The organism is Clavibacter sp. B3I6, assembly GCF_030816895.1.
In the GTDB taxonomy this organism is placed as follows: Bacteria; Actinomycetota; Actinomycetes; order Actinomycetales; family Microbacteriaceae; genus Clavibacter.
The window spans coordinates 2,947,751-2,969,592 of record NZ_JAUSYL010000001.1 but is presented as its reverse complement, the minus strand read 5'-3'; the positions used below and the strand labels follow the sequence as shown (position 1 = coordinate 2,969,592).

The 21,842-nt window shown below is 71.7% G+C and carries 21 protein-coding genes; 12 read left to right on the top strand and 9 right to left on the bottom strand.

The annotated features are described in order from the left end of the window. The first annotated feature begins 168 nt into the window (after positions 1–168). Positions 169–1,635, top strand: a complete 1,467-nt coding sequence (locus tag QFZ62_RS14415) for an APC family permease (protein WP_307507062.1) — start codon at positions 169–171, stop codon at positions 1,633–1,635. A gap of 2 nt (positions 1,636–1,637) precedes the next feature. Then, positions 1,638–2,090 carry a universal stress protein gene (locus tag QFZ62_RS14410; protein WP_307507059.1) on the top strand — a complete coding sequence of 151 codons (453 nt, stop codon included), beginning with the start codon at positions 1,638–1,640 and terminating at the stop codon, positions 2,088–2,090. A gap of 65 nt (positions 2,091–2,155) precedes the next feature. Here QFZ62_RS14410 and QFZ62_RS14405 read toward each other — a convergent pair whose 3' ends face one another. From QFZ62_RS14405 to QFZ62_RS14385, 5 genes are all read right to left on the bottom strand, one after another. Beyond that, entirely contained in the window at positions 2,156–4,024 is a 1,869-nt protein-coding gene (locus QFZ62_RS14405) for an ABC transporter permease (protein ID WP_307507056.1), read from the bottom strand. Positions 4,025–4,027: 3 nt separating this feature from the next. Then, a complete protein-coding gene (locus tag QFZ62_RS14400; protein WP_307507052.1) occupies positions 4,028–4,798 on the bottom strand; it encodes an ABC transporter ATP-binding protein in 771 nt (256 codons plus the stop codon). Positions 4,799–4,911: 113 nt separating this feature from the next. Continuing rightward, a complete protein-coding gene (locus QFZ62_RS14395; RefSeq protein ID WP_307507049.1) occupies positions 4,912–5,592 on the bottom strand; it encodes a response regulator transcription factor in 681 nt (226 codons plus the stop codon). After that, entirely contained in the window at positions 5,589–6,932 is a 1,344-nt protein-coding gene (locus tag QFZ62_RS14390) for a sensor histidine kinase (RefSeq protein ID WP_307507046.1), read from the bottom strand. The genes QFZ62_RS14395 and QFZ62_RS14390 overlap by 4 nt, the downstream gene beginning before the upstream one ends. After that, the gene (locus QFZ62_RS14385) at positions 6,919–7,941 is read right to left on the bottom strand and encodes a CPBP family intramembrane glutamic endopeptidase (RefSeq protein WP_307507042.1); all 1,023 of its coding nucleotides are present in this window, start codon (positions 7,939–7,941) and stop codon (positions 6,919–6,921) included. Before QFZ62_RS14385 ends, QFZ62_RS14390 begins: the two co-directional genes overlap by 14 nt. Before the next feature lie 209 nt (positions 7,942–8,150). Between QFZ62_RS14385 and QFZ62_RS14380 the strand changes: the two genes are divergently transcribed. Genes QFZ62_RS14380 through QFZ62_RS14370 form a run of 3 tightly spaced genes read left to right on the top strand, consistent with a single transcriptional unit; the run spans position 8,151 to position 10,185 of the window. Continuing rightward, positions 8,151–8,843: a histidine phosphatase family protein gene (locus tag QFZ62_RS14380; RefSeq protein WP_307507039.1), complete on the top strand. Its 693-nt coding sequence runs from the start codon at positions 8,151–8,153 to the stop codon at positions 8,841–8,843. 23 nt (positions 8,844–8,866) lie between these two features. Further along, entirely contained in the window at positions 8,867–9,418 is a 552-nt protein-coding gene (locus tag QFZ62_RS14375) for a DUF3090 domain-containing protein (RefSeq protein ID WP_307507035.1), read from the top strand. After that, positions 9,418–10,185: an SCO1664 family protein gene (locus QFZ62_RS14370; protein WP_307507032.1), complete on the top strand. Its 768-nt coding sequence runs from the start codon at positions 9,418–9,420 to the stop codon at positions 10,183–10,185. The genes QFZ62_RS14375 and QFZ62_RS14370 overlap by 1 nt, the downstream gene beginning before the upstream one ends. 156 nt (positions 10,186–10,341) lie before the next feature. Here QFZ62_RS14370 and QFZ62_RS14365 read toward each other — a convergent pair whose 3' ends face one another. Then, positions 10,342–12,162: a DUF262 domain-containing protein gene (locus QFZ62_RS14365; RefSeq protein ID WP_307507030.1), complete on the bottom strand. Its 1,821-nt coding sequence runs from the start codon at positions 12,160–12,162 to the stop codon at positions 10,342–10,344. Between the two features lie 159 nt (positions 12,163–12,321). Continuing rightward, positions 12,322–13,395: a redox-regulated ATPase YchF gene (gene ychF / locus QFZ62_RS14360; protein ID WP_307507027.1), complete on the bottom strand. Its 1,074-nt coding sequence runs from the start codon at positions 13,393–13,395 to the stop codon at positions 12,322–12,324. Positions 13,396–13,494: 99 nt separating this feature from the next. Here ychF and QFZ62_RS14355 point away from each other — a divergent pair, with 99 nt between their 5' ends. The 3 genes from QFZ62_RS14355 (at position 13,495) to fbaA (ending at position 16,780) form a co-directional block, all read left to right on the top strand. Further along, on the top strand, positions 13,495–14,124 hold the full coding sequence (locus QFZ62_RS14355) for a 3'-5' exonuclease (protein WP_307507024.1): 630 nt from the start codon (positions 13,495–13,497) through the stop codon (positions 14,122–14,124). Between the two features lie 88 nt (positions 14,125–14,212). Next, positions 14,213–15,586, top strand: a complete 1,374-nt coding sequence (locus QFZ62_RS14350) for a DNA recombination protein RmuC (protein WP_307507021.1) — start codon at positions 14,213–14,215, stop codon at positions 15,584–15,586. 168 nt (positions 15,587–15,754) lie between these two features. After that, positions 15,755–16,780 carry a class II fructose-bisphosphate aldolase gene (fbaA, locus tag QFZ62_RS14345; protein WP_307507018.1) on the top strand — a complete coding sequence of 342 codons (1,026 nt, stop codon included), beginning with the start codon at positions 15,755–15,757 and terminating at the stop codon, positions 16,778–16,780. A gap of 76 nt (positions 16,781–16,856) precedes the next feature. Here fbaA and QFZ62_RS14340 read toward each other — a convergent pair whose 3' ends face one another. Both QFZ62_RS14340 and QFZ62_RS14335 read right to left on the bottom strand, forming a co-directional pair. Next, positions 16,857–17,729 (bottom strand): DUF6264 family protein, encoded by an 873-nt coding sequence (locus QFZ62_RS14340; protein WP_307507017.1) that lies wholly within the window; start codon positions 17,727–17,729, stop codon positions 16,857–16,859. Beyond that, the gene (locus QFZ62_RS14335; RefSeq protein ID WP_307507839.1) at positions 17,726–18,760 is read right to left on the bottom strand and encodes a 4-hydroxy-3-methylbut-2-enyl diphosphate reductase; all 1,035 of its coding nucleotides are present in this window, start codon (positions 18,758–18,760) and stop codon (positions 17,726–17,728) included. Before QFZ62_RS14335 ends, QFZ62_RS14340 begins: the two co-directional genes overlap by 4 nt. A 101-nt stretch (positions 18,761–18,861) precedes the next feature. Between QFZ62_RS14335 and xseA the strand changes: the two genes are divergently transcribed. The 4 genes from xseA to QFZ62_RS14315 are packed head-to-tail and all read left to right on the top strand — an operon-like array spanning position 18,862 to position 21,797. Next, positions 18,862–20,178, top strand: coding sequence for an exodeoxyribonuclease VII large subunit (xseA, locus tag QFZ62_RS14330; protein WP_307507014.1), 1,317 nt, complete (start codon positions 18,862–18,864; stop codon positions 20,176–20,178). Positions 20,179–20,188: 10 nt separating this feature from the next. Continuing rightward, positions 20,189–20,431, top strand: coding sequence for an exodeoxyribonuclease VII small subunit (locus tag QFZ62_RS14325; protein WP_307507012.1), 243 nt, complete (start codon positions 20,189–20,191; stop codon positions 20,429–20,431). A gap of 2 nt (positions 20,432–20,433) precedes the next feature. After that, on the top strand, positions 20,434–21,153 hold the full coding sequence (locus tag QFZ62_RS14320) for a DUF4245 domain-containing protein (protein ID WP_307507010.1): 720 nt from the start codon (positions 20,434–20,436) through the stop codon (positions 21,151–21,153). Continuing rightward, the gene (locus QFZ62_RS14315; protein WP_307507007.1) at positions 21,150–21,797 is read left to right on the top strand and encodes a carbonic anhydrase; all 648 of its coding nucleotides are present in this window, start codon (positions 21,150–21,152) and stop codon (positions 21,795–21,797) included. The genes QFZ62_RS14320 and QFZ62_RS14315 overlap by 4 nt, the downstream gene beginning before the upstream one ends. The last annotated feature ends 45 nt before the right edge of the window (positions 21,798–21,842 follow it).

Here is a 21,842-nt window from a genome sequence, read left to right as displayed (position 1 = left end):
CGTCCAGTATCGCCGAGGGATCCGTCGGCGACCGGTGCGCGGCGGGCGATCCGCGGCACGACGCGCCCGGACTCCGACGCTCCGCCGGCGCGTTGCCGCGCATAGCGGGCGCTGCCCGATCCGCGCGACCCCCTTCACCGCCCGGCACCCCGCCCCTAGTGTGGGGAAATGGCGAATCCCATCGAGGCAGACGCACCATCGCGCAGCGTGCTCAAGCGGTCCATCACCGCGAAGCAGCTGTACTTCTACGTCGTCGGCGACGTCCTCGGATCCGGCATCTACGTGCTCGTCGGCCTCGTGGCCGCGGCCGTGGGCGGCGCGTTCTGGATGGCGTTCCTCGTCGGCGTCGCCATCGCGACCATCACGGGACTCGCCTACGCCGAGCTCGTGACCAAGTACCCGCAGGCCGCCGGCGCCTCCCTGTACATCAACAAGGCGTTCCGCAGCCCGGTGCTCACCTTCTTCATCACCATCTGCATGCTCTCGGCCAACATGGCCGCGGTCGGCTCCCTCGCCGCCGGCTTCGTCCGCTACCTCAGCGACCTCATCGGCCTGCCCGAGTCCGCCATCTGGGCGACCACCGGCATCGCGGTCGCGTTCGTGGCCGTCATCACGCTCATCAACCTCATCGGGATCAGCGAGTCGGTCGTCGCGAACGTGGTCATGACGTTCGTGGAGATCACCGGCCTGATCGTCGTGGTCGCCATCGGCGTGATCGCCCTGGTCGAGGGCGTCGGCGATCCGTCCGTGCTGCTGCAGTTCCAGGTGGAGGGCGGCGGCGGATCCGCGGTGCTCGCTGTCCTCGCCGGCGTCTCGCTCGCCTTCTTCGCGATGACCGGCTTCGAGAACGCCGCCAACGTCGCCGAGGAGACCATCGACCCGTCGCACGCGTTCCCCCGCGCGCTCATCGGCGGCATGATGACCGCCGGCGTCGTCTACGTCCTCGTCTCGATGGCGGCGGCCCTCGCCGTCCCGATCGACGCCCTCGCCGGCAACACGCTCCTCGAGGTGGTGCGCGCCGACCTCTTCTTCATCCCCGCCGCCGTGATGCTCGTGATCTTCGGCCTGATCGCCATGGTCGCCATCAGCAACACGGCGCTCGTGACGGTGGTGGCCCAGTCGCGGATCCTGTTCGGCATGGCCCGCGAGAACGTCGTGCCCGCGATCTTCGCGAAGGTCCACCCGGCGCGGCGCAGCCCCTACGTGGCGCTGATCTTCGGCGGCGCGGTGGTCGCGAGCCTCCTCATCATCGGCGCCGCGATCCGCTCGAGCCAGGCGGGCATCCCCGAGGACGAGCGGCTCGACATCGTCGACCGCCTCGCCACCATCACCGTGGTGTTCCTCCTCTTCATCTACGCGCTCGTGATCGTCGCGTGCCTCAAGCTCCGCGGCCAGGACGAGACCGCGGACACCTACCGCGCGAACACGCCGCTGCTCATCGTCGGCATCGTCGGCAACGTGGCCGTGCTGATCTACACGCTCATCGACGACCCCGCCGCGCTGCTGTGGGTCGGCGGGCTCCTCGCTCTCGGGCTCGTGCTCTACCTGGCCCAGCGCGCCTTCGGGAACACGCGGCCGGATCCCGGGGACGCGGCGGCGGTCGCCGCGGCCGGCCCCACGGACAGGGAGGTCTGACCATGCACGTGATCGTCACCACCGACGGATCGAAGGCGTCGCTCGAGGCCGCCCGCCAGTTCCAGCTGATCGCCGACTCCCGCGAGATCCGCGACGTCACCGTCCTCGCGGTCGTGAGCCCGTACGCCGCGGCGCCGTTCGCGAACGAGCTGGGACCGCACCACGGCCCGGGCCAGACGGAGCTCAGCTACCGCCGCGACGCGGAGTCCGCCGTCGACGCGGTCGCCGCCGTCTTCGACCGCTGGGGCCCGAGGATCCACCGCGAGGTCCGCAGCGGCTCGCCCGCCACCGAGATCATCCGCGCCGCCGAGGACCTGAACGCCGGCCTGATCTCCATGGCCGCGGGCGGCCGCGGCCTCACCGCGACGATCCTCCTGGGCAGCACCGCGAGCCGCGTGCAGCACTCGGCGCCGTGCCCGGTGCTGATCTGCCGGCCGGTGCGCGGGCGGGCGTAGGCCGAGCGCGTCGTCACCTGACACCGACGGCCGCCCGGAGCGCCGCCCTCGCCCCCGGGCCGACGTCATCGGCCCGACGCGCCGCGCCACCCCGCCGGCAGCACCGAGGCTGCCGCGATCACGACGACCGCGAGGCCGAGCGCGAGCGTGACCGGCACGTCGACGACGGGCAGCGGGATCCCGAGCAGGCCCTGGCCGATCCCCGTGAGGGCGGGCAGGACGGCGAGCATCCCGATCGCGAGGGCTGCGACCACGATGAAGGCGGTCTCGACGCCCAGCGTCCGCATCAGCTGCGCGCGGGTCGCGCCCACCCGGCGGAGCAGCGTGAGCTCCTCGCGGCGGCCGCGCGTGGATCCGACGAGCGTCGTCGCAGCGGCCGCGGCGACGAGCCCCAGCAGCGACACGAGGAGCACGAGCGAGAGCTGGCGCTCGGCGGCGCCGCCCGCGGTGGCGGTGTCGGCGTAGGCGTCGGGGGTCAGCGCCCGGAGCCCGAGCGCCGCGATGGCGGCCTGCGCGTCGTCCGGTGCGGCGCCGTCGAGGCGGACGAGCACGGCGTCGGCGGGCGCGCCGGCGGCCGGAGCGCCCACCATCTGGTCGCCGAGGCCGAGGCCCCGGTCGTACACGGCGACGATGCGCCGCTCCTCCTCGGGGCCGTCGGCGATGCGGAGGTCGACGGAGTCCCCCACGCCGAGGCCCGTGAGCACGAGCGCGTCGGTGCTCACCGCGATGGTGCCGGGCTCGGCGAGGTCGTCGAGCGACCCCTCCCGCACGGCCGGATCCAGGAGCGCGGGACCGGGCGTGAGCGTGCGGAGCGACGCCGGCTCCCAGGACAGGCCGCCGAACGCGCCGTCGTCCGGGTCCGGCTGCTCGACGCGGATGCTCGCGTCGAGTCCGCCGGTGGCGGTGATGGCGGCGACGCCCGGCACGGCACGGACCGCCGCGACCTGCGCGGCCGTGATCCCGTCACCGCCTGAGGCGACCGCGACGAGGTCCGCGGCGACGGACGCCCGGAGCTGCTGCTCACCGGCGCGGGCGACGGCGAGGTCGGTGCCGGACTGCACGGATCCGAGCCCGACGAGCAGGGCCAGCGGGATCACCGCGGCGCTGAACCGACGGGAGAAGCCGCGGGCGTTGGCGACGGCCAGCACGCGGGCGGCACCGCCGCGGGATCCGGATGCGGCCACGGCGCGGGACGCCGCCCACCGCACGAGGAGCGGACCGGCGAGGCCCGCGGCGACGACGAGCAGGATCGCCGAGGACGCGCCCGTGGCGCTGCCGAGCAGGCCCGGCGAGACGAACGGCGTGCCCGCGGCGAGGAGCCCGAGGGCGGCGGTGGCGATCGCGGCGATGCGGCGGCCGCGGCCGATGCCGACGGGGTCGACCGCGCTCTCCCGCACGGCGGCGGTGGGGCTGACCCGGAGGATCCCCCGCGCGGCCAGCAGGGCCGCGAGGATCCCCGTGGGCACGAGCACGGCGAGCGCCCCGACGACGGGCAGCGGCGACACCCCGAGCGTGAAGCCGGCCGGCAGGAGGCCGCCGGCCTCGAGCATCGGCGCGGCGACGGGCGCGAGCAGCAGTCCGGCGACGGCTCCGACGGGGCCGGCGACCCCGAGGATCACGAGCGCCTCGGCCGTGACGGTGCCGCGGACCTGGCGCGTGGTGGCGCCGACCGCCCGGAGCAGCGCGAAGTCGCGTCGGCGGCGGGCGAGCGCGGCCGAGAACGACCCGGCGACCACGAGCACGGCGATGAGGAGGAGCGTGCCCGCGAACGAGCTCGCGACGGTGGAGAGGAGCAGGAGGTCCGGCTCGCGGACGCCCGCCTCGAGCCAGGCGCCGGTGAGGGCCAGAATCATCGCGGTGAGGGCGACGACGAGGGCCGTGCCGAGGAGGCTCGCGCGGTTCACGACGAGCACGGAGCGGATGGCGGTGCGCATGGTCTAGCGCCCCAGCTCGACGAGGCGGGCGGCGACCTGCTCGACCGTCGGGGAGGCGAGCTCCCCGCGGAAGCGGCCGTCGGCGAGGAAGAGCACGCGGTCGGCGGATGCGGCGGCGCGCGGGTCGTGGGTCACGAGCACCACGGTCTGCCCGAGGTCGCGCACCGCGGTGCGGAACAGCTGCAGGATCCCGTCGGCCGTGCGCGCGTCGAGGGCTCCGGTCGGCTCGTCGGCGAAGATCACGTCCGGGTCGGCGGCGAGCGCCCGGGCGACGGCGACGCGCTGCGCCTGGCCGCCGGAGAGCTCGCCCGGGAGGCGGCCCTCCATCTCGACGAGGCCGACGGCGGTCAGCAGGGCGCGGATCCGCTCGGCGTCGGGCCGGCCACCGGCGAGCGTGAGCGGCAGGCGCACGTTCTCGCCGACGGTGAGGTGGCTGATGAGGTTGTAGCCCTGGAACACGAAGCCCACGCGCTCGCGCCGGAAGCGGGTGAGCGTGTCCGGTGACATGCCGGAGAGGTCTGTGCCGCCGATGACGACGCGGCCTCCGGTCGGCAGGTCGAGCCCGGCCGCGACGTTGAGGAAGGTGGACTTGCCGGAGCCGGACGGGCCCATGACGGCGGTGAAGGACCCGGCCGCGATGTCGAGGCTGACGCCGTCGAGGGCGACGACCGTCCGCGGCCCGTCGGGGTAGGTGCGGGTGACGCGGTCCAGGTGCACGGCGGTGCCGGTGCGTCGGGACGCGAGGGTGGATGCGGGGGTGGATGCGGGGGGCATGGCGTTCTCCTCGTCGGATGGGGTGATCCCAGCCTGCGGATCCGCCGCCCGCGGCCCCAGGGCCGGAGGACGGGTCCTCGGGACCTGCATCCTCCGATGGAGGCGGGCCCGGATCAGGCGCCGGCCGCCTCCCCGGGCACCTCGACGACGCGGTTCTGGTACGCCCACACCACGGCCTGCAGGCGCGAGGTCACGCCGATCTTCGGCAGCATCCGCGCCAGGTGCGACTTCACGGTCGACACCTCCACGACGAGCGCCGCCGCGATGTCCTCGTTGGACATGCCCTGCGCCAGGAGGAGGAGCACGTCGCGCTCCCGGGCGGTGAGGAGGCCCTCGCCGCGGCCGCCGGTGACGGGCTGGAGGCGCCGCCGGTCCACGAACTCGCGGAGCACGCGGCGGGTGAGGGCCTGGTCGAGCGTCGCGTCGCCACCGGCCACGCGACGGACGGCGTCGATGATCACGTCGGGCTCCGCGTCCTTGAGGAGGAATCCGCTGGCGCCGGCCTCGAGCGCGCCGAAGACGTAGTCGTCGAGGTCGAAGGTGGTGAGCATCAGCACGGGCACGGCCGGATCCGCGTCGGGCCCGGCGAGCGCCCGCGCGACCGCGATGCCGTCGAGCACGGGCATCCGGATGTCCAGGCAGGCCACGTCGGGCCGGAGCTCCCGGGCGAGCGCGAGGGCCGCGGCCCCGTCGGACGCGAGTCCGACCACCTCGATGTCGGGCTCGCCACCGAGCAGGGCGGCGAGGCCGGCGCGCACGAGCGCCTGGTCGTCGGCGATGAGGACGCGGATCATGCGATGGCCTCCGGGGGCGTGGGGGTACGGGTGATCTCGGCGGCAGCGGGCGCGGGGGTCCCGACGGCGGATCCCGCCCGCGCGTCGCGCTCGCGCGGCACGGCCATGCGCACCCGCCAGCCGCCCTCCGCGGTGGATCCCGCCGCGAGCTCCGCGCCGACGAGCTCGGCGCGCTCGCGCATGCCGAGCAGGCCGAATCCGCCGGCCGCGCTGGCGAGCGACCGGCCGACGGCCGCGCCGTCGCCCGGCCCGTTGGTCACGGTCGCGACGAGCGCTGCGGCGTCCCGGTCGTCGACCTCGACGACGCAGGCGCTCCCGGGCGCGTGCGCGGCGGCGTTCGTCAGCGACTCCTGCACCGTCCGGTAGACGGCGAGCTGCGCCAGCGGCCCGATGCCCTGCCCGAGGGGACGGCCGGGGGCCTCCTGCACGCGGAGCTCGACGGATCCGCCGGTAGCGACCCGCGCGCGGTCGACCAGCTCGGGCACGGCGGCGAGCGTCTCGACGGAGCGCTCGGCGTCCTGGTCCGGGTCCTCCCGGAGGAGGCCGACGAGCCGCCGCAGGTCGTCGAGCACGTCCATGCTCTGCGCGCGCACCTGCCGGATCCCGCGGTGCGCCTCCTCGGGCGCGGAGTCGATCTGCCGGTCCACGACCGCGGCCATGAGCGCGATCCCGGACAGGTGGTGCGCCGCGATGTCGTGCAGCTCGCGCGCCATGGCCGTGCGCTCGCGCGCGACCGCGGCCTGCACGAGCGCGTCCCGCTCGCCGACCCGCGCGCTCAGCTCGTCACGGCGGGCGTCCCGGGCCTCGCGTCGGGAGCGCACGACGAGTCCGCCGAGGAGCGGGAGTCCCACGATGCCCGCGGCCTGCACGAGCGCCGCGAGCACGGCCTCGGCGGGCCCGATGCCCACCCCGCGCACGCTGTTCAGCGTCTCCCCCACGGTGAGCAGGACGGCCGTGGCGACCAGCGACGGCGCCAGCCGGACGACGGGCCGCTGCGCGACCGCGCGGAGCACGGCGACGAGGATCGCGACGGTCGCGAGGCCGGAGACGCCGGCGGGCGCCACGAGCGGCAGCACGACCGCGACCGCGGCGACCGCCACCGGGACGACCCGGGGCGACCGCCGCACGAGGACGACGAGGGCGGCCTGCGCGAGGCAGCCGACGACGAGCGCCCACCAGGCGGGGTCGCCGGGGGTGGGGAGGTCGAGGCTCGCGAGGTCCGGATCCTCGCCGGCGACCGCGGGCAGGCCCACGAGCAGCAGCACCGAGACGGCGGCGCACGCGGCGCCGACGCCGAGATCGAGGCCGGTGGGCCGCCAGGGGGTCTCAGCGTCGGCCATCGTCCGAGTGTACGAGTCGGGTGCCGGCGGGCTCCGGCGCTGGTGGGTCGGATGCGGCCGGCGTCGCCGACGCCGGCTCCGGCAGCGCCGTCGGCAGCGCCGTCGGCAGCGCCGTCGGCAATCCCAGCCGCCCGCGCGTCGCCGCGATCAGCACGACGGCGCCGACGGTCGCGGCGGTCATGAGCGCGAGCATGCTCGTCTCCCCGTCGATGGTCGGGAACATCTCCGGCCACAGCACCGACGACGTGTTGTTCACGCCCACGTGCAGCAGCACGATGAGGGGCAGGCTCTCGCGGGTGCGGTTGAAGACCCAGGTGATGATGATCGTGAACGCGATGCAGAACCCCGTGAAGTACAGCGGCCGCGTCCACCGGGCGTCCGGCCATCCGCCCCAGTCGCTGAGGAACAGCGGCAGGTGCCAGAACGCCCACAGGGGTCCGAGCAGGAGGCTGGCGACGAGCGGGCCCGACCTCCGCTGCAGCCGGGGCAGCGCGAAGTCGCGCCAGCCCGGCTCCTCGGCGAGCCCGGTCGTGACCATCTGCAGCAGCAGGGCGGGCACGTAGACCGCGAGCGCGAGCAGCGACGGCGCGTGGACGTCCCCGCCGGAGAACGCGGCACCGGACGCGAGCACGACCACCGGCACGCCGACGAGCGCGAGGGCGTACCAGCGCCCGCCGACCCGCCAGCGCCACAGCCGTGAGGCCCAGCGCTTCAGGCCCGGCCGCCCCTCGGTCACGGCCGTCACCAGGAACGCGGCCGCGATCGGCCCGAGGTACGCGCCGGGCAGCACGCCGGAGAGCTGGGCGCTGCCGAGGATCTCGGGGAAGTCGATGTCCCAGAGCCCCAGGCCGTGCGACGACATGATGTATGGCAGCCAGGCGACCCAGCTCCCCGCGATGGCGAGGGAGGCGAACGCGACGAGCGGATGCCGTGCGACGAGGCCGCGCACGCCGCTCGTCGGCGGCCGCGTCTCGGGGCCGCGCGTCTCCGGGTGATGGATGGTGGTCATGGCAGCTCCTCCGTCGCCGACGCGGCCGGATCCGACCGCACCTCCGACGCTAGGAACCGGCCGGTCCGCGGACGACCGCCGGGAGGACGCACCTCGGGGCTTGCATCCGAAGGCGGAGAGGACGGTCCACGCCCGCGAGCCCCGATCGAGAGGCGGTCCTGCTCCGCCTCGCATCGCACCTCCGCATGACCCGCGGCTAGGCTCGCGGGATGGCCACAGTGATCCTCGTGCGGCACGGACGCACCACAGCGAACGCGACCGGGATCCTGGCGGGGCGCACCCCGGGCGTCGACCTCGACGACACCGGACGCGCGCAGGCGGACCGCACCGCCGAGCGGCTGGCCGCGGTGCCGCTGGCCGCCGTCGTGTCCAGCCCCCTCCAGCGCTGCTGGGAGACCGCGCAGCGGATCCTCGAGCGGCAGACGGGGAAGCCGGCCCAGCCGATCGAGCCCGACATCACCGAGTGCGACTACGGCGACTGGCAGGGCCGCGCGCTCGGCGAGCTCGCCAAGGAGGACCTCTGGTCGCGCGTGCAGGCGCACCCGTCGTCGGTCGTCTTCCCGGGCGGCGAGTCGATGGCCGGGATGCAGGCGCGCGCGGTCGCCGCGATCCGCCGCCATGACGCAGACATCGAGGCGGAGCACGGGCCCGGCGCCGTGTGGGTCGCGGTCAGCCACGGCGACGTCATCAAGGCGATCCTCGCCGACGCCCTCGGCACGCACCTCGACCTGTTCCAGCGCATCGACGTGGGCCCCGCGTCCGTCTCGATCGTGCGCTACGGCACGAGCCGACCGACCGTCCACGCGACCAACACCGACGCGGGCGACCTCTCCTGGCTGGCCGCGAGCGTCGGATCCGGCGATGCACCGGTCGGCGGCGGCGCCGGGCACAGCACGCCGTGATCCGCCGCGCCTAGAGTGGAACCATGCCCACACGCGCCCTCGAGTTCGACTGGCCCGACCGGGTCGTGGTCGGCACCATCGGCCTCCCGGGAGCCCGCACGTTCTACCTGCAGGTGCGCTCCGGCGCGCGGGTCGTGAGCATCGCCCTCGAGAAGCAGCAGTCCGCCCTCCTCGCGGACAAGATCGACGAGATCCTCGACCAGCTCATCGCCGTCGAGGGCAACCCCTTCAGCATCCCCGCGAGCACGCCGCCGGAGCTCATCGACGAGGACCAGCTCGAGCCCGTGGAGGAGCACTTCCGCACCGGCGCCATGAGCCTCGGCTGGGACCCGACCACGGCCCAGATCGTGGTCGAGGCGTACCCCCTCACGGAGGACGACGCGGACGACGACGTGTTCCGCGCCGACGATGCCAGCTCCGAGACCGAGATGCTCCTCGTGCGGATGCCGGTCGGCGCCGCCCGCGCGTTCGCCCAGCGCACCCGCGCCATCGTGGGCGCCGGGCGCCCGGCGTGCCCGTTCTGCGGCGAGCCCATGGATCCCGACGGCCACATCTGCATTCCGCGCGAGGACTGATGCCGGCGACGGATCTCGTGACCGCCGAGCTCACGCTCACCGGCCGCATCCGCACCGCGTCCAACGCGACCTTCCTCGGCACCATCGGCGACGTGGCCGTCGTCTACAAGCCGGTCGACGGCGAGAACCCGCTGTGGGACTTCCCCGACGGCACCCTGGCGCAGCGCGAGGTGGCCGCGTACCGCCTCTCGGAGGCGCTCGGCTGGGGCGTCGTGCCGCGCACGTGGCTGCGCGACGGTCCGTTCGGCGAGGGCATGGTGCAGCTCTGGCAGGAGACGGATCCCGAGCAGAGCGCCGTCGACCTGCTCCCGACGGACGAGGTGCCGGAGGACGGCTGGAAGCCCGTGCTCGAAGGCGAGGACCAGGACGGCGGGTCCGTCACCCTGATCCACGAGGACACCCCGGCTCTCCGCCGCATGGCCGTCTTCGACGTCATCGCCAACAACGCCGACCGCAAGGGCGACCACATCCTCGCGATGCCGGACGGCCACCGCCACGGCGTCGACCACGGGATCACCTTCCACCAGGAGCACAAGCTGCGCACGGTGCTGTGGGGGTGGATCGGGGATCCGCTCAGCGCGGAGGAACTGGCGGGCGTCGACCGCGTGCTCGCCGGGCTGGAGGGCGCCCTCTGCCGCGACCTGAAAGGGTTGCTGACAGAGGAGGAGATCGAGGCGTTGGCGGAGCGGTGCCTGGGGCTGCGTGCGGAGGCACGGTTCCCGGCGCCCGCTGGCCAGTCCTCGGCGGTGCCCTGGCCGCTGTTCTAATCACATCGACAAGGGCGCCACGTCATATAGATTGACGCGGCGCCTATCTGACTTTGACTAGAAGGCCTAAAGTTACGGCTGGGTCAATACTTATATACCAACGTGCGCCTTTGCTCGGCTGGCGCACGGGTGCGCTTGCTCAAGCTAGAAACGCATTTAAAGCGTCCAAACACTTTCAATTGCCTCCATGGCAAGGGCTTCGCTTCGCGCATAGATGTGATCGTCGCTCAAATCGTCAATTTGCTGCTGAACCCAATATCTTAGTTGAGGATCGAAGTACGCACTACCCGCCTGCAAAGCCTCCCTCTTCTCAGACAAGGGCGCGTCACCCAACGCACTATTGAGCTCGGCAGTTAGCAATGTGAGATTGCCAATAGAAAAAACCGCATCTTTGTAGGACTCGGAAGCATCCGCTTGAGGCTTAATGTGCTCGACGGACCAAGTAAGTAAATTTTGACCGGCGGGAATGTTTTTGTTTTTCTTAGCGAATGCCATAAGTATGTAGGCAATGAAAACCTTACGCGCTCGTGGTTTTTGCGCTTGCGCGAGGCGAAGCTTCGGCGCATAAAACAAGTCGACAAAGGCACTAGTAGCCTCTTTGGCGTTGGGGAGACTGGCTTGTAGTTTCGCCCGGAGATCCGCAATAGCGGAGTTGACTTCTTCGCGAGTGGTCGCCTCTTCCAATTTGACCGCAAAGCGATTGTATCGAGCGCGAGTGCCACCAGTTGAGCCACTGTTCGTCAGCGCCGTGAACTGAAAATGGAAGTTTTCCGTCAGCTTCAAAACCTCAATCAGGTCAGCTTCCTTGACGATTTTTGTTTCCTTATACTTCCGCGCCACAGCTAGAACCGTCGAATTTGCTACCGAAACGTCAAATATAGCTAAGGCGCGAACGCTGTCTACGAATTCGGGAAGTGAAAACGCATTTCGTTTCCCACGCGACTTGGGTTGAACTCCGACGCTTTCGTCCTCCAAGTACGCATAGGTTGCCGCATCAGCCTCTAACTCCTGCAAGTAATTTAGGTGAGCTGCCGGCGAAGCCTTGACACGCTTGCCGATGGCTTTGAAAAGTTCCGGCTCCTTCACCGCCGTTCGGCGCGAATTCCATGACTGCCAGATAAACCGGTCTGCGGCATTAGCGGTAGTCCGCCGAGCCTGAACCATATCAACGACGCGATCCCACCTCTCGCCGATTGCGCGCCTATCTTCACTATGAGTTGCTCCCCCGCGAATAAGAAGATTCTTCACAAGGTCCGAGAGGCGCAGATCTGCGCCCCGGGTGTTTAGTGTTTCGAAAATTAAGAAGCCATCTTCTTCGGACGCAAGCTCTACTTGAATAATTCTTGCTTTGAGTATATTGGCCCGAATCATTTTAAGTCGCTCGATACGCTCGGGCGCCGCCAAGTCAATTAGATCGCCAAGAACCCGTGCTTCGAAAAAGCGTCGCGCTTCGCCAATTCGCTCTGCGCTGCTGTTCCATGCGGCCCCCGACGGAATTGCACCGGGCTCTTGAATGTGCTCGCGGAACATGCTCTCGGGCCTCTTCAGGACGGGATATTGATTACCATCGTCATCACTGATGATGAGATATCGCTGCGTCGCTGCAGCCTGATTCGAAGCCGCACTCTTGATGCCCTCGTCAATGAGGGATTCATCGCCGGCTATATTTGAGAATGCATCCCTTAGTACAGACAAAGCAATCGCGCTAGTTGTGAGGCGCTGCTGACCATCTATTATAGAATATGTGTCGTTGAACAAATCCCTTTTCGTACTAACCCAGGTGACGGTGGAGCCAAAAAAAAAGTCGCCTTGAGCAAGAACAAGATCGTCCCAGTAATCGCTGAGCTGATCTACCGTCCAGCTGTAGGGTCTCTGAAAGTTGGGGACCTCATATAAACATTGAAGGAAACACGTTTGAATTGTACGTGTTTGGCTTTCAATAGGAATCAAATCCACTGCTGTAGCTTGATCAGACATCAACACTCGCCGCCTCAACACTCGATAAATTTCTATTGAAGCGTAGCCGAGGTTTGGTAATTAAGGTGGACCCAATAAGGGGGTAGCCAGACTACGGCTTCACTTCGCCAGGACGGGGTAGGGGTCGCTATGCGCGAGAAGCGCTCGTTAAAGTATCGGTCAGTTGTTGAAGCGGAACTCCACCACGTCGCCGTCCTGCATGACGTACTCCTTGCCCTCGATGCGGGCCTTGCCCTTCGAGCGCGCCTCGGCGATGGAGCCGGTCTCGACCAGGTCGTCGTAGGAGATGACCTCGGCCTTGATGAAGCCCTTCTCGAAGTCGGTGTGGATCACGCCGGCGGCCTGCGGGGCCTTCCAGCCCTTGCCGATGGTCCAGGCACGCGTCTCCTTGGGGCCTGCCGTCAGGTAGGTCTGGAGGCCGAGCGTCTCGAAGCCGATGCGGGCGAGCTGGTCGAGGCCGGACTCCTCCTGGCCGGTCGAGGCGAGCATCTCGGCGGCGTCCTCGGGGTCGAGCTCGATGAGCTCCGACTCGATCTTCGCGTCGAGGAACACGGCCTGCGCGGGCGCCACGAGGGCGGCCAGCTCCGCGAGCTTCGCCTGGTCGCCGAGCACCTGCTCGTCGACGTTGAAGACGTAGATGAAGGGCTTCGCGGTCAGGAGGCCGAGCTCGCGGACGGGCTCCAGGTCGATCGTGGACGCCGACAGCGGCTTGCCCGAGTCGAGCCACTCGCGCGCGGCCTTCGCGGTCTCGAGCACGACGGGCTCTATGCGCTTCGTCTTCAGCTCCTTCTCGTAGCGCGGCTCGGCGCGCTCGAGGGTCTGCAGGTCGGCGAGGATCAGCTCGGTGTTGATGGTCTCCATGTCGCTCGCGGCGTCCACGCGGCCGTCGACGTGCACCACGTCCTCGTCCTCGAAGCCGCGGACGACCTGCGCGATGGCGTCGGCCTCGCGGATGTTCGCGAGGAACTGGTTGCCGAGGCCCTCGCCCTCGCTCGCGCCGCGGACGATGCCCGCGATGTCGACGAAGGAGACGGGGGCGGGGAGGATCCGCTCCGAGCCGAAGAGGCCGGCGAGCACCTCGAGGCGCGGGTCCGGCAGGTTCACCACGCCCACGTTCGGCTCGATCGTCGCGAACGGGTAGTTCGCGGCGAGCACCTGGTTCTTGGTCAGGGCGTTGAAGAGCGTCGACTTGCCGACGTTGGGGAGACCGACGATCGCGATAGTGAGTGCCACGGGAGTCCATCGTACGGGGCGGGCCGGCTCCTCCCCCGCCCGCGCGCGGCGGGGCTCTCCCGAGATGCGGCGTCGGTCGTGCGTGGAACACTCGAGCACATGCCGTTGGACTTCACCGCGATCGACTTCGAGACCGCCAACAACTCGTCGGCGAGCGCCTGCTCGGTGGGTCTCGTCAAGGTCCGCGACGGCGTCGTCGTCGACACCGCGTCGTGGCTCATCCGGCCGCCCGCGGGGCACGACTCCTTCTCCGTCTGGAACACGCGGATCCACGGCATCGTCGAGGACGACGTGGCCGACGCCGACGGCTGGGCCGACCAGCTGCCGCGCCTCATGGCCTTCGCGGGCGACGACCACCTCGTCGCGCACAACGCCCGCTTCGACATGGGGGTCATCCAGGGCGCGTGCCGGGCGACCGCGCTCCTCGCCCCGCCGTACTCCTACCTCTGCAGCCTCCAGGTCGCGCGCCGCACCTACGCGCTGGAGTCGTACCGCCTGCCGGTCGCCGCGCGGGCCGCGGGCTTCGAGGACTTCGCGCACCACGAGGCGCTGGCCGACGCACGGGCCTGCGCGGCCATCGTCGTGCACGCCGCGTCCCGGCACGGCGCCGCTTCCATCGCGGGGTTGGCGGAGGCCTCCGGCGTCGGCATGGGCCGCATCGGCGCCCCGCGCACGCAGACCGTCATGCGGGCCTCGGCGGCCGCGACGCCGCCCATCGACTGGGCCTGATCCTCCCCGGGGCGAGCGCGCCGGATCCGTCCCTCGGCCGCCCGCCCGGCGTCCCGGCCGTGTCGGGGGCCGCTGGCACACTGCACGCATGGATCCCGTCATCGCCCTGCTCGTCGGCCTCGTCATCGGCCTGGCCGTGGGCGCGGTGGTGGGGCTCACCGTGTCGCGCGCCCGCTCGGGCGTGGACGCGCCGGGGCGCGCGGGCGAGGCCGCCCGCCTGGCCGCCGCGGAGGCGACGATCGCCGCCCTCCGCGAGCAGCTGGACCGCACGGAGCGGCTCGCCGAGGAGCAGGTCGGGCAGACGACGGCCCAGTTCGCCGAGCGCGCCCAGGCGCAGGACGCGCTGCACCGCGAGCGGCTCGACGCGCAGGAGTCCCACCTCCGCGAGCAGATCGGCCAGCAGGAGGACCGCATCGCGGAGCTGCAGGCCCGGCTCCGCGAGGTCCAGCGCGCCGAGGTCGCCCGCACCGAGGAGGACGGCCGCGTGCTCACCGCGCTCAGCCCCGTCGCCGAGAGCCTCAAGCAGGTGCAGGCGAAGGTGCACGAGCTCGAGGAGCAGCGCCGGCAGCAGCACGGCGAGCTGAGCGAGCAGCTCCGGAGCGCCACCGAGGCGGAGGAGCGGCTGCGCGCCACCGCCGAGACGCTCGCCTCCGCGCTGCGGTCGAACAGCACGCGCGGGGTGTGGGGCGAGACCCAGCTGCGGAGCGTCGTGGAGGCCGCGGGCCTCATCCACCGGGTCGACTTCGACGTGCAGACGTCCGTCTCCACGGCGCAGGGCGTGGGCCGGCCCGACATGGTGGTGCACCTGCCCGGCGGCAAGCACATCGCCGTGGACGCGAAGGCCCCCTTCACCGCGTACCTCGAGGCGAGCGCCATCCCCGCCTCGGCGACCGGGGCCGAGGGCGCCCGACGCGACCACCTCATGAAGCAGCACGTGCAGGCCGTGCGCGACCACATCACGGCGCTCGGCAGCCGCGCGTACTGGGAGGGGCTCGACGCGAGCCCGGAGATGGTCATCGCCTTCATCCCGAGCGAGTCGCTGGTCTCGTCGGCGCTGGAGGCGGATCCGAGCATCATGGAGTTCGCGTTCAGCCGCCGGGTCGCGCTCTCCTCCCCCGTCACCCTCTGGTCGGTGCTCAAGACCGTGGCGTTCAGCTGGCAGCAGGAGGTGCTCACGGAGGACGCGAAGCAGCTCTTCGACCTCAGCCGCGAGCTGCACGCGCGCCTCGCCACGAGCGGCGAGCACATCGCGAAGCTCGGGCGCTCCCTCACGGGCGCGGTCGGCGACTACAACCGCGTCGTCGGATCCCTGGAGCGCCAGGTCCTCCCCACCGCCCGCCGCCTCACCCGGCTCGACGAGTCGAAGGTCATCGGCACGCTCGAGCCGCTCGAGGCCACCGCGCGCGAGCTCACGGCGGACGAGTTCACGTCCCCCGGATCCACCGCGAGCGCCGACCGGTAGCCCATCGGCCACCGCGCGTCCAGCCGCCGCGCGACCCGGGTCACGCGCACGGCCGCTCGATAGAGTGGCGAGCACGCGGGGCCCGGCCGCGGACCACGCGTCCACCGGCCGACGGGCTCCCGCGACAGCCGCACGGCGCCGCCGTGGATCCGCCGAAGGAGATGCACCATGCCCGTAGCAACCCCCGAGCAGTACGCCGAGATGCTGGATCGCGCCAAGTCCGGCGGATTCGCCTACCCGGCCGTCAACGTCTCCTCGTCGCAGACCATCAACGCGGTCCTCCAGGGCCTCACCGACGCCGGCTCGGACGGCATCATCCAGGTCACCACCGGCGGCGCCGACTACTTCTCCGGCCACACCGTGAAGAACCGCGCCGCGGGCGCCCTCGCGTTCGCGCGCTTCGCCACCGAGGTCGCCAAGAACTACCCCATCACGGTCGCGCTGCACACGGACCACTGCCCGAAGGACGCGCTCGACGGCTTCGTCATCCCCATGATCGAGGCCAGCGAGGAGCAGGTCCGCGCGGGCGGCAACCCCATCTTCCAGTCGCACATGTGGGACGGCTCGGCCATCCCGCTCAACGAGAACCTCGACATCGCGAAGGACCTGCTCCCCCGCATGAAGGCGATCAACGCGATCCTCGAGGTCGAGATCGGCGTCGTCGGCGGCGAGGAGGACGGCGTCAGCCACGACACCGGGAAGCACCTCTACACGACCCTGGAAGACGCCATCTCCACCGTCGAGGCCCTCGGCCTCGGCGACCAGGGCCGCTACATGGCCGCCCTCACGTTCGGCAACGTGCACGGCGTGTACAAGCCGGGCGGCGTCCAGCTCCGCCCGTCGCTCCTCAAGGAGATCCAGGACGGCATCCAGTCGAAGTACGGCACCGGCGAGAAGCCGTTCGACCTCGTGTTCCACGGCGGATCCGGCTCCTCCGACGACGAGATCTCGGAGGCCGTGCGCAACGGCGTCGTGAAGATGAACATCGACACCGACACGCAGTACGCGTTCAGCCGCTCCATCGCGGACTCCGTGCTCCGCAAGTACGACGGCTTCCTCAAGGTCGACGGCGAGGTCGGCGACAAGAAGACGTACGACCCCCGCGCCTGGGGCAAGACGGCCGAGACGGCCATGGCCGCCCGCGTCGTCGAGGCCACGCGCCAGCTCGGCTCGCACGGCCACTCGCAGAGCTAGCACGCACCAGTGAAGAGAACGACGGCGGGGCCGGTCCACCAGGACCGGCCCCGCCGTCGTGCGAGCGGAGGGCGGGTCAGGTCCGGCCGGACCCGGGCAGCTGCTGGAGGAACGACGGATCGCCCATCACCAGCGTGGCGAGGAGGATCACGCCGATGAGGGCCGCCAGCGCCGCACCGGCGAGCGGCACCCAGAACGCCATGCGACGTCGCTTGACGAGCTCGAGCGCGATCCACGCGGTCACCACGAACACGACCACGTTGACGACGTTGAGGGCGATGCCGATCACAGCCGTCTGCGGCGTCGCGGTGTACTCCCCGAAGCCGAAGAGCGCGAACGACTGATTCAGCGATCGGCCGAGGTCGGCGTTGGACGAGATGCTGCCCACGACGTTGAACAGGCCCGCGGCGAGCAGGCCGATCGTGATGGCCGCGTCGAAGCGCCGCGGCGCCCGGCGGGCATCCTGACCGGCGAGGTAGGCGGGCCGCTCGGGTCGCGCACCCCCGGCGGGCGAGGCGGCGTCGTCCTGCGCGGGGCGGGCGGGCGCCTTCGCGGCGGGCGACCGACGTGCCTCCCGGCGCGCGACCTCCGCGGCCTTCTCCGCCTCGCGGCGCTCGGCGAGCATCCGCTCGCGGGCCGCGCGCCGCTCCTCGGCCATCTGCTCGGCCAGGGTCTGCGGGGCGGACGACTTGCCGGCCTTCCTCGCACCGCGGGCCGGGGCGGACGCGGGGGCGTCCCGCTCGGCCTGCGCGCGGCGGTACTCCGCGGCCTCGGCGACGATGCGCGCATCCGCCTCGGACAGGCCCGACGCGTCAGCGCCGCCCTGCCCTGAACCGGAGCCGGATCCCGAGCCCGAGTCGGAGCCGGACGCGGAGCCCGCGGGCGACGCGTACTCGCCGTACCGCGGGGCGGGACGACCGGGACGGCGCGTGCCGTCGTCGTCGCTCACGCGCGGGTGCGCCCGCCGATGGCGCGGGAGTCCGTGTTGCCGGACTGGTCCTTGCGCAGCTCCTTGGGCAGCGAGAAGACGAGGTCCTCCTCGGCCGTGACGACCGCGGTCACCTCGCCGTAGCCGGCGTCGGCCAGGTCGTCGAGCAGCTCCTGCACGAGGACCTCGGGGACGGACGCGCCGCTCGTGACGCCGACCGTCTGCACGCCGTCGAGCCACTCCTGCTTGACCTCGGACGCGTAGTCGACCCGGTAGGACGCCTTCGCGCCGTACTCGAGCGCGACCTCGACGAGGCGGACGGAGTTGGAGCTGTTGGCGGATCCGATGACGATGACGAGGTCGGCGTCGACCGCGACCTTCTTGATGGCCACCTGGCGGTTCTGCGTGGCGTAGCAGATGTCGTCGCTCGGCGGGTCCTGCAGGTTCGGGAAGCGCACGCGCAGGCGGCGGACCGTCTCCATCGTCTCGTCGACCGAGAGCGTGGTCTGCGAGAGCCACACGAGGTTGTCGGGGTCCTTCACCTCGATGACGTCGGCGTGCTCCGGGGAGTTCACGACGATGGTCTGCTCGGGCGCCTCGCCCGCGGTGCCCTCGACCTCCTCGTGGCCCTCGTGGCCGATGAGGAGGATCTGCTTGTCGGCCTTCGCGAAGCGCACGGCCTCGCGGTGGACCTTGGTGACGAGGGGGCAGGTGGCGTCGATGGCCTGGAGCCCGCGGTCGGCCGCGCCCTGCACCACGGCCGGCGAGACGCCGTGGGCGCTGAAGACGACGTGGGCGCCCTCGGGGACCTCGTCGACCTCCTCCACGAAGACCGCGCCCATGCGCTCGAGGGTCGAGACGACGTGCACGTTGTGGACGATCTGCTTCCGCACGTAGACGGGGGCGCCGTAGCGCTCGAGCGCCTTCTCCACCGCCACGACGGCGCGGTCCACGCCCGCGCAGTAGCCGCGGGGAGCGGCGAGCAGGACCCGCTTGGGGCCGTCCACCGGGTTATCCTTGAGCCTGTTGCGGACGCCGGGCATCCGCGGCATCGACAGGCTGACGACGGGTGCTCCCACGAGTCGCTGGTCAATGGTCGCTGTAGTCACGTATTCAATTGTATGCGCCCGCGCTGGGCGCCGAGTGGGGGACCATGAGCGAGACGCGCACCGTGTCCATGCCCGCGGCGGAAGCCCCGACGGTCGACGCCCCGTGGCCCGTCTCGGTGCTGTCGGGGAAGATCAAGGGCTGGATCGACCGGCTCGGCACCGCGTGGGTCGAGGGCGAGATCACCCAGTGGGGCGGATCCGGCGGCAACGTCTACGGGAAGCTCAAGGACCTCGACGTCGACGCCACCATCAGCTTCACGGTCTGGTCGTCGGTGCGGGCGAAGATCCCCGACGACCTCGGCCAGGGCGCCCGCGTCGTCGCGCTCGTCAAGCCGAACTACTGGGTCAAGGGCGGGACGCTCACGATGCAGGTGCTGGAGATGCGCCACGTCGGCCTCGGCGACCTGCTCGAGCGCCTCGAGCGCCTGCGCCAGACGCTCCGCGCCGAGGGCCTCTTCGACGCCGACCGCAAGCGCCGGCTGCCGTTCCTGCCCGGCTGCATCGGCCTCATCACGGGCAAGGACTCGGACGCCGAGAAGGACGTGCTCCGGAACGCCCAGCTGCGCTGGCCGAGCGTGCGGTTCCGCGTCGTGCACACCGCGGTGCAGGGCGACCGGGCGCCGGGCGAGGTCACGCGCGCCATCGGGGTGCTCGACGAGGATCCCGAGGTCGACGTCATCGTCATCGCCCGCGGCGGCGGCGACTTCCAGAACCTGCTCGTCTTCAGCGACGAGACGCTCGTGCGCACGGCCGCGGCGTGCCGCACGCCGCTCGTGAGCGCCATCGGGCACGAGGCCGACCGTCCGCTCCTCGACGACGTGGCCGACCTCCGCGCCTCCACCCCCACGGATGCCGCGAAGCGCGTCGTCCCGGACGTCTCGGAGGAGCTGTCCCGCGTGCAGCAGGCGCGCGCCCGCATCGGCATGCGCCTCACCTCGCAGGTGCGCGGCGAGATCGACCGCATCGAGCAGCTGCGGTCGCGACCGGTGCTCGCGAGCACCGCGTGGATCGTCGACTCGCGCGCCGAGGAGCTCGGCCGCTACATCGCGCGCTCCGCGGAGCTCGCCGGCCGGGTCGTCGAGCGCGGCGTGCAGCGGACGAGCGAGCTGTCCCGGCAGCTGCGCGCCCTCTCGCCGCAGCACGTCCTCGACCGCGGCTACGCCATCGTGCAGACGGCCGACGGATCCGCCCTCCGCGCCCCCGCCGACGCCCCCGCCGGAGCGGGCCTCGTGCTGCGCCTGGCCGCCGGCGCGCTCGGCGCCACCTCCACGGGTCCCACCGACGACATCCCCTCGTCGGCTGCGCGGCTGCCCGCCTCCCCCGCCCGCGACGCCCGGCCCGCGCCCGACGCCGGAAGCTAGGATCTCCCCCATGCCCACCAGCCCCGCCGACACCGGTGCCCGCCTGCCCGACGTCTCCGCGCTCAGCTACGAGGAGGCGCGCGACGCGCTCGTCCGCGTCGTGAACGACCTCGAGCAGGGCGCCTCCACGCTCGAGGAGTCGATCGCCCTGTGGGAGCGCGGCGAGGCCCTCGCGGCCCGCTGCGAGGAGTGGCTGCTCGGCGCCAAGGCGCGGCTCGACGCCGCGCGCACCACCGCGTCCGACGCCCGCTGACCGTGGCGAAGCCCCGCACCCCGAACGTCGTCGCCGAGCTCGGCCGGCCCGAGACGCCCGAGGAAACCGCCGCCCGCAAGGCCGCCGACTCCCGCCGGCACCGCGCCAAGCAGACCTTCCGGAACCTGCTGTACTCGCTGATCGTGACGGTCGCGACCGTCGCCGTCATCGTCGCCATCGTGCCGCGCTCGAACACCACGATCCTCCCCGACGTCGACTACGCCGCCGCCGCGGCCGAGGCGCAGGGCGGCTTCCCGGAGACGCTCGTCGTGCCGGAGCTGCCGACCGCGTGGAAGAGCAACGACGCGGAGATCCGCCCGGCCGGCCGCGACGGCGTGGCCGTCTGGTACATCGGCCTCATCACGCCGAGCAACCGCTACGTCGGGATCTCGCAGGGCATCGACGCGAACCCCACCTGGCTCGACGAGACGCTGCAGTCCGCCCCCGAGGTGAGCTCCGAGGAGATCGGCGGCCTCGAGTGGACCCTGTACGACAACAGCGGCGCCGACGACCCGGGCAACGTCGTGCTCGCGGCGAGCGCCGTCGACGGCGACAGCACCTACGCGGTCTACGGCACGGCCGACGCGAACGAGCTGCGCACCGCGATCGACGCCGTCGCCGCCGCGCGCGGCCCGGCGACGGGCACCGCGCCGACGTCCGCCCCCTCGACCACCGACGGCACGACCAGCACCACCGCACCCGGAGAGGGGATCGAGGGATGACCGATCAGGACGAGGCCGTGCAGGCGCCCGCCGAGGTCTGGGCCGAGATGATGGAGGGCAACGCCCGCTTCGTCGCCGGCGCGCCCCGGCACCCGCGGCAGGACGTCGAGCGCCGCGCCGCCCTCGCGCACGTCCAGCGCCCGACCGCCGCGCTGTTCGGCTGCAGCGACTCGCGACTCGCGGCCGAGATCATCTTCGACAAGGGGCTCGGCGACCTCTTCGTGGTGCGGAACGCCGGCCAGATCATCTCCGACTCCGTGCTCGGCAGCCTCGAGTACGCCGTCGCCGTGCTGGGCGTCCCGCTCATCGTCGTGCTCGGCCACGACGAGTGCGGTGCCGTGCGCGCCGCCATCGAGAGCGCGGCCCCCGACGCGGAGGCTCTGCCGCCGCACATCGCGCGCCTCATCGCGCCCATCGAGCCGGCCGTCCGCCGCGTCGCGGGCGACCCCGTCGTGCCGTCCGAGGTCGACGCGGGCGAGGTCGGCCGCGAGCACCTGCGCGACACCGTGACGCATCTCCTGGAGGCGTCCGAGATGATCTCCGACCTCGTGGCGGCCGGTAGCCTGGCCATCGTCGGCGCCAACTACAAGCTCCTCGAGGGCACCGCGGTGCCCGACGTCATCGTGGGCGACATCCCTCGCTAGAGGGCCGTCCGCGCTGACCCGCCCACCCCCGCGGCCCCCGCGGCC

Excerpts from the sequence above, each read along its gene's own strand:
- QFZ62_RS14325 (WP_307507012.1), top strand. The coding sequence starts at position 20,189 with ATGCCCACCAGCCCCGCCGACACCGGTGCCCGCCTGCCCGACGTCTCC.
- QFZ62_RS14395 (WP_307507049.1), bottom strand. The coding sequence starts at position 5,592 with ATGATCCGCGTCCTCATCGCCGACGACCAGGCGCTCGTGCGCGCCGGC.
- fbaA (WP_307507018.1), top strand. The coding sequence starts at position 15,755 with ATGCCCGTAGCAACCCCCGAGCAGTACGCCGAGATGCTGGATCGCGCC.
- QFZ62_RS14385 (WP_307507042.1), bottom strand. The coding sequence starts at position 7,941 with ATGACCACCATCCATCACCCGGAGACGCGCGGCCCCGAGACGCGGCCG.
- QFZ62_RS14365 (WP_307507030.1), bottom strand. The coding sequence starts at position 12,162 with ATGTCTGATCAAGCTACAGCAGTGGATTTGATTCCTATTGAAAGCCAA.
- QFZ62_RS14350 (WP_307507021.1), top strand. The coding sequence starts at position 14,213 with ATGGATCCCGTCATCGCCCTGCTCGTCGGCCTCGTCATCGGCCTGGCC.
- QFZ62_RS14375 (WP_307507035.1), top strand. The coding sequence starts at position 8,867 with ATGCCCACACGCGCCCTCGAGTTCGACTGGCCCGACCGGGTCGTGGTC.
- QFZ62_RS14415 (WP_307507062.1), top strand. The coding sequence starts at position 169 with ATGGCGAATCCCATCGAGGCAGACGCACCATCGCGCAGCGTGCTCAAG.
- QFZ62_RS14400 (WP_307507052.1), bottom strand. The coding sequence starts at position 4,798 with ATGCCCCCCGCATCCACCCCCGCATCCACCCTCGCGTCCCGACGCACC.
- QFZ62_RS14405 (WP_307507056.1), bottom strand. The coding sequence starts at position 4,024 with ATGCGCACCGCCATCCGCTCCGTGCTCGTCGTGAACCGCGCGAGCCTC.
- QFZ62_RS14355 (WP_307507024.1), top strand. The coding sequence starts at position 13,495 with ATGCCGTTGGACTTCACCGCGATCGACTTCGAGACCGCCAACAACTCG.
- QFZ62_RS14370 (WP_307507032.1), top strand. The coding sequence starts at position 9,418 with ATGCCGGCGACGGATCTCGTGACCGCCGAGCTCACGCTCACCGGCCGC.
- QFZ62_RS14335 (WP_307507839.1), bottom strand. The coding sequence starts at position 18,760 with ATGCCGCGGATGCCCGGCGTCCGCAACAGGCTCAAGGATAACCCGGTG.
- QFZ62_RS14380 (WP_307507039.1), top strand. The coding sequence starts at position 8,151 with ATGGCCACAGTGATCCTCGTGCGGCACGGACGCACCACAGCGAACGCG.
- QFZ62_RS14315 (WP_307507007.1), top strand. The coding sequence starts at position 21,150 with ATGACCGATCAGGACGAGGCCGTGCAGGCGCCCGCCGAGGTCTGGGCC.
- xseA (WP_307507014.1), top strand. The coding sequence starts at position 18,862 with ATGAGCGAGACGCGCACCGTGTCCATGCCCGCGGCGGAAGCCCCGACG.
- QFZ62_RS14390 (WP_307507046.1), bottom strand. The coding sequence starts at position 6,932 with ATGGCCGACGCTGAGACCCCCTGGCGGCCCACCGGCCTCGATCTCGGC.
- QFZ62_RS14410 (WP_307507059.1), top strand. The coding sequence starts at position 1,638 with ATGCACGTGATCGTCACCACCGACGGATCGAAGGCGTCGCTCGAGGCC.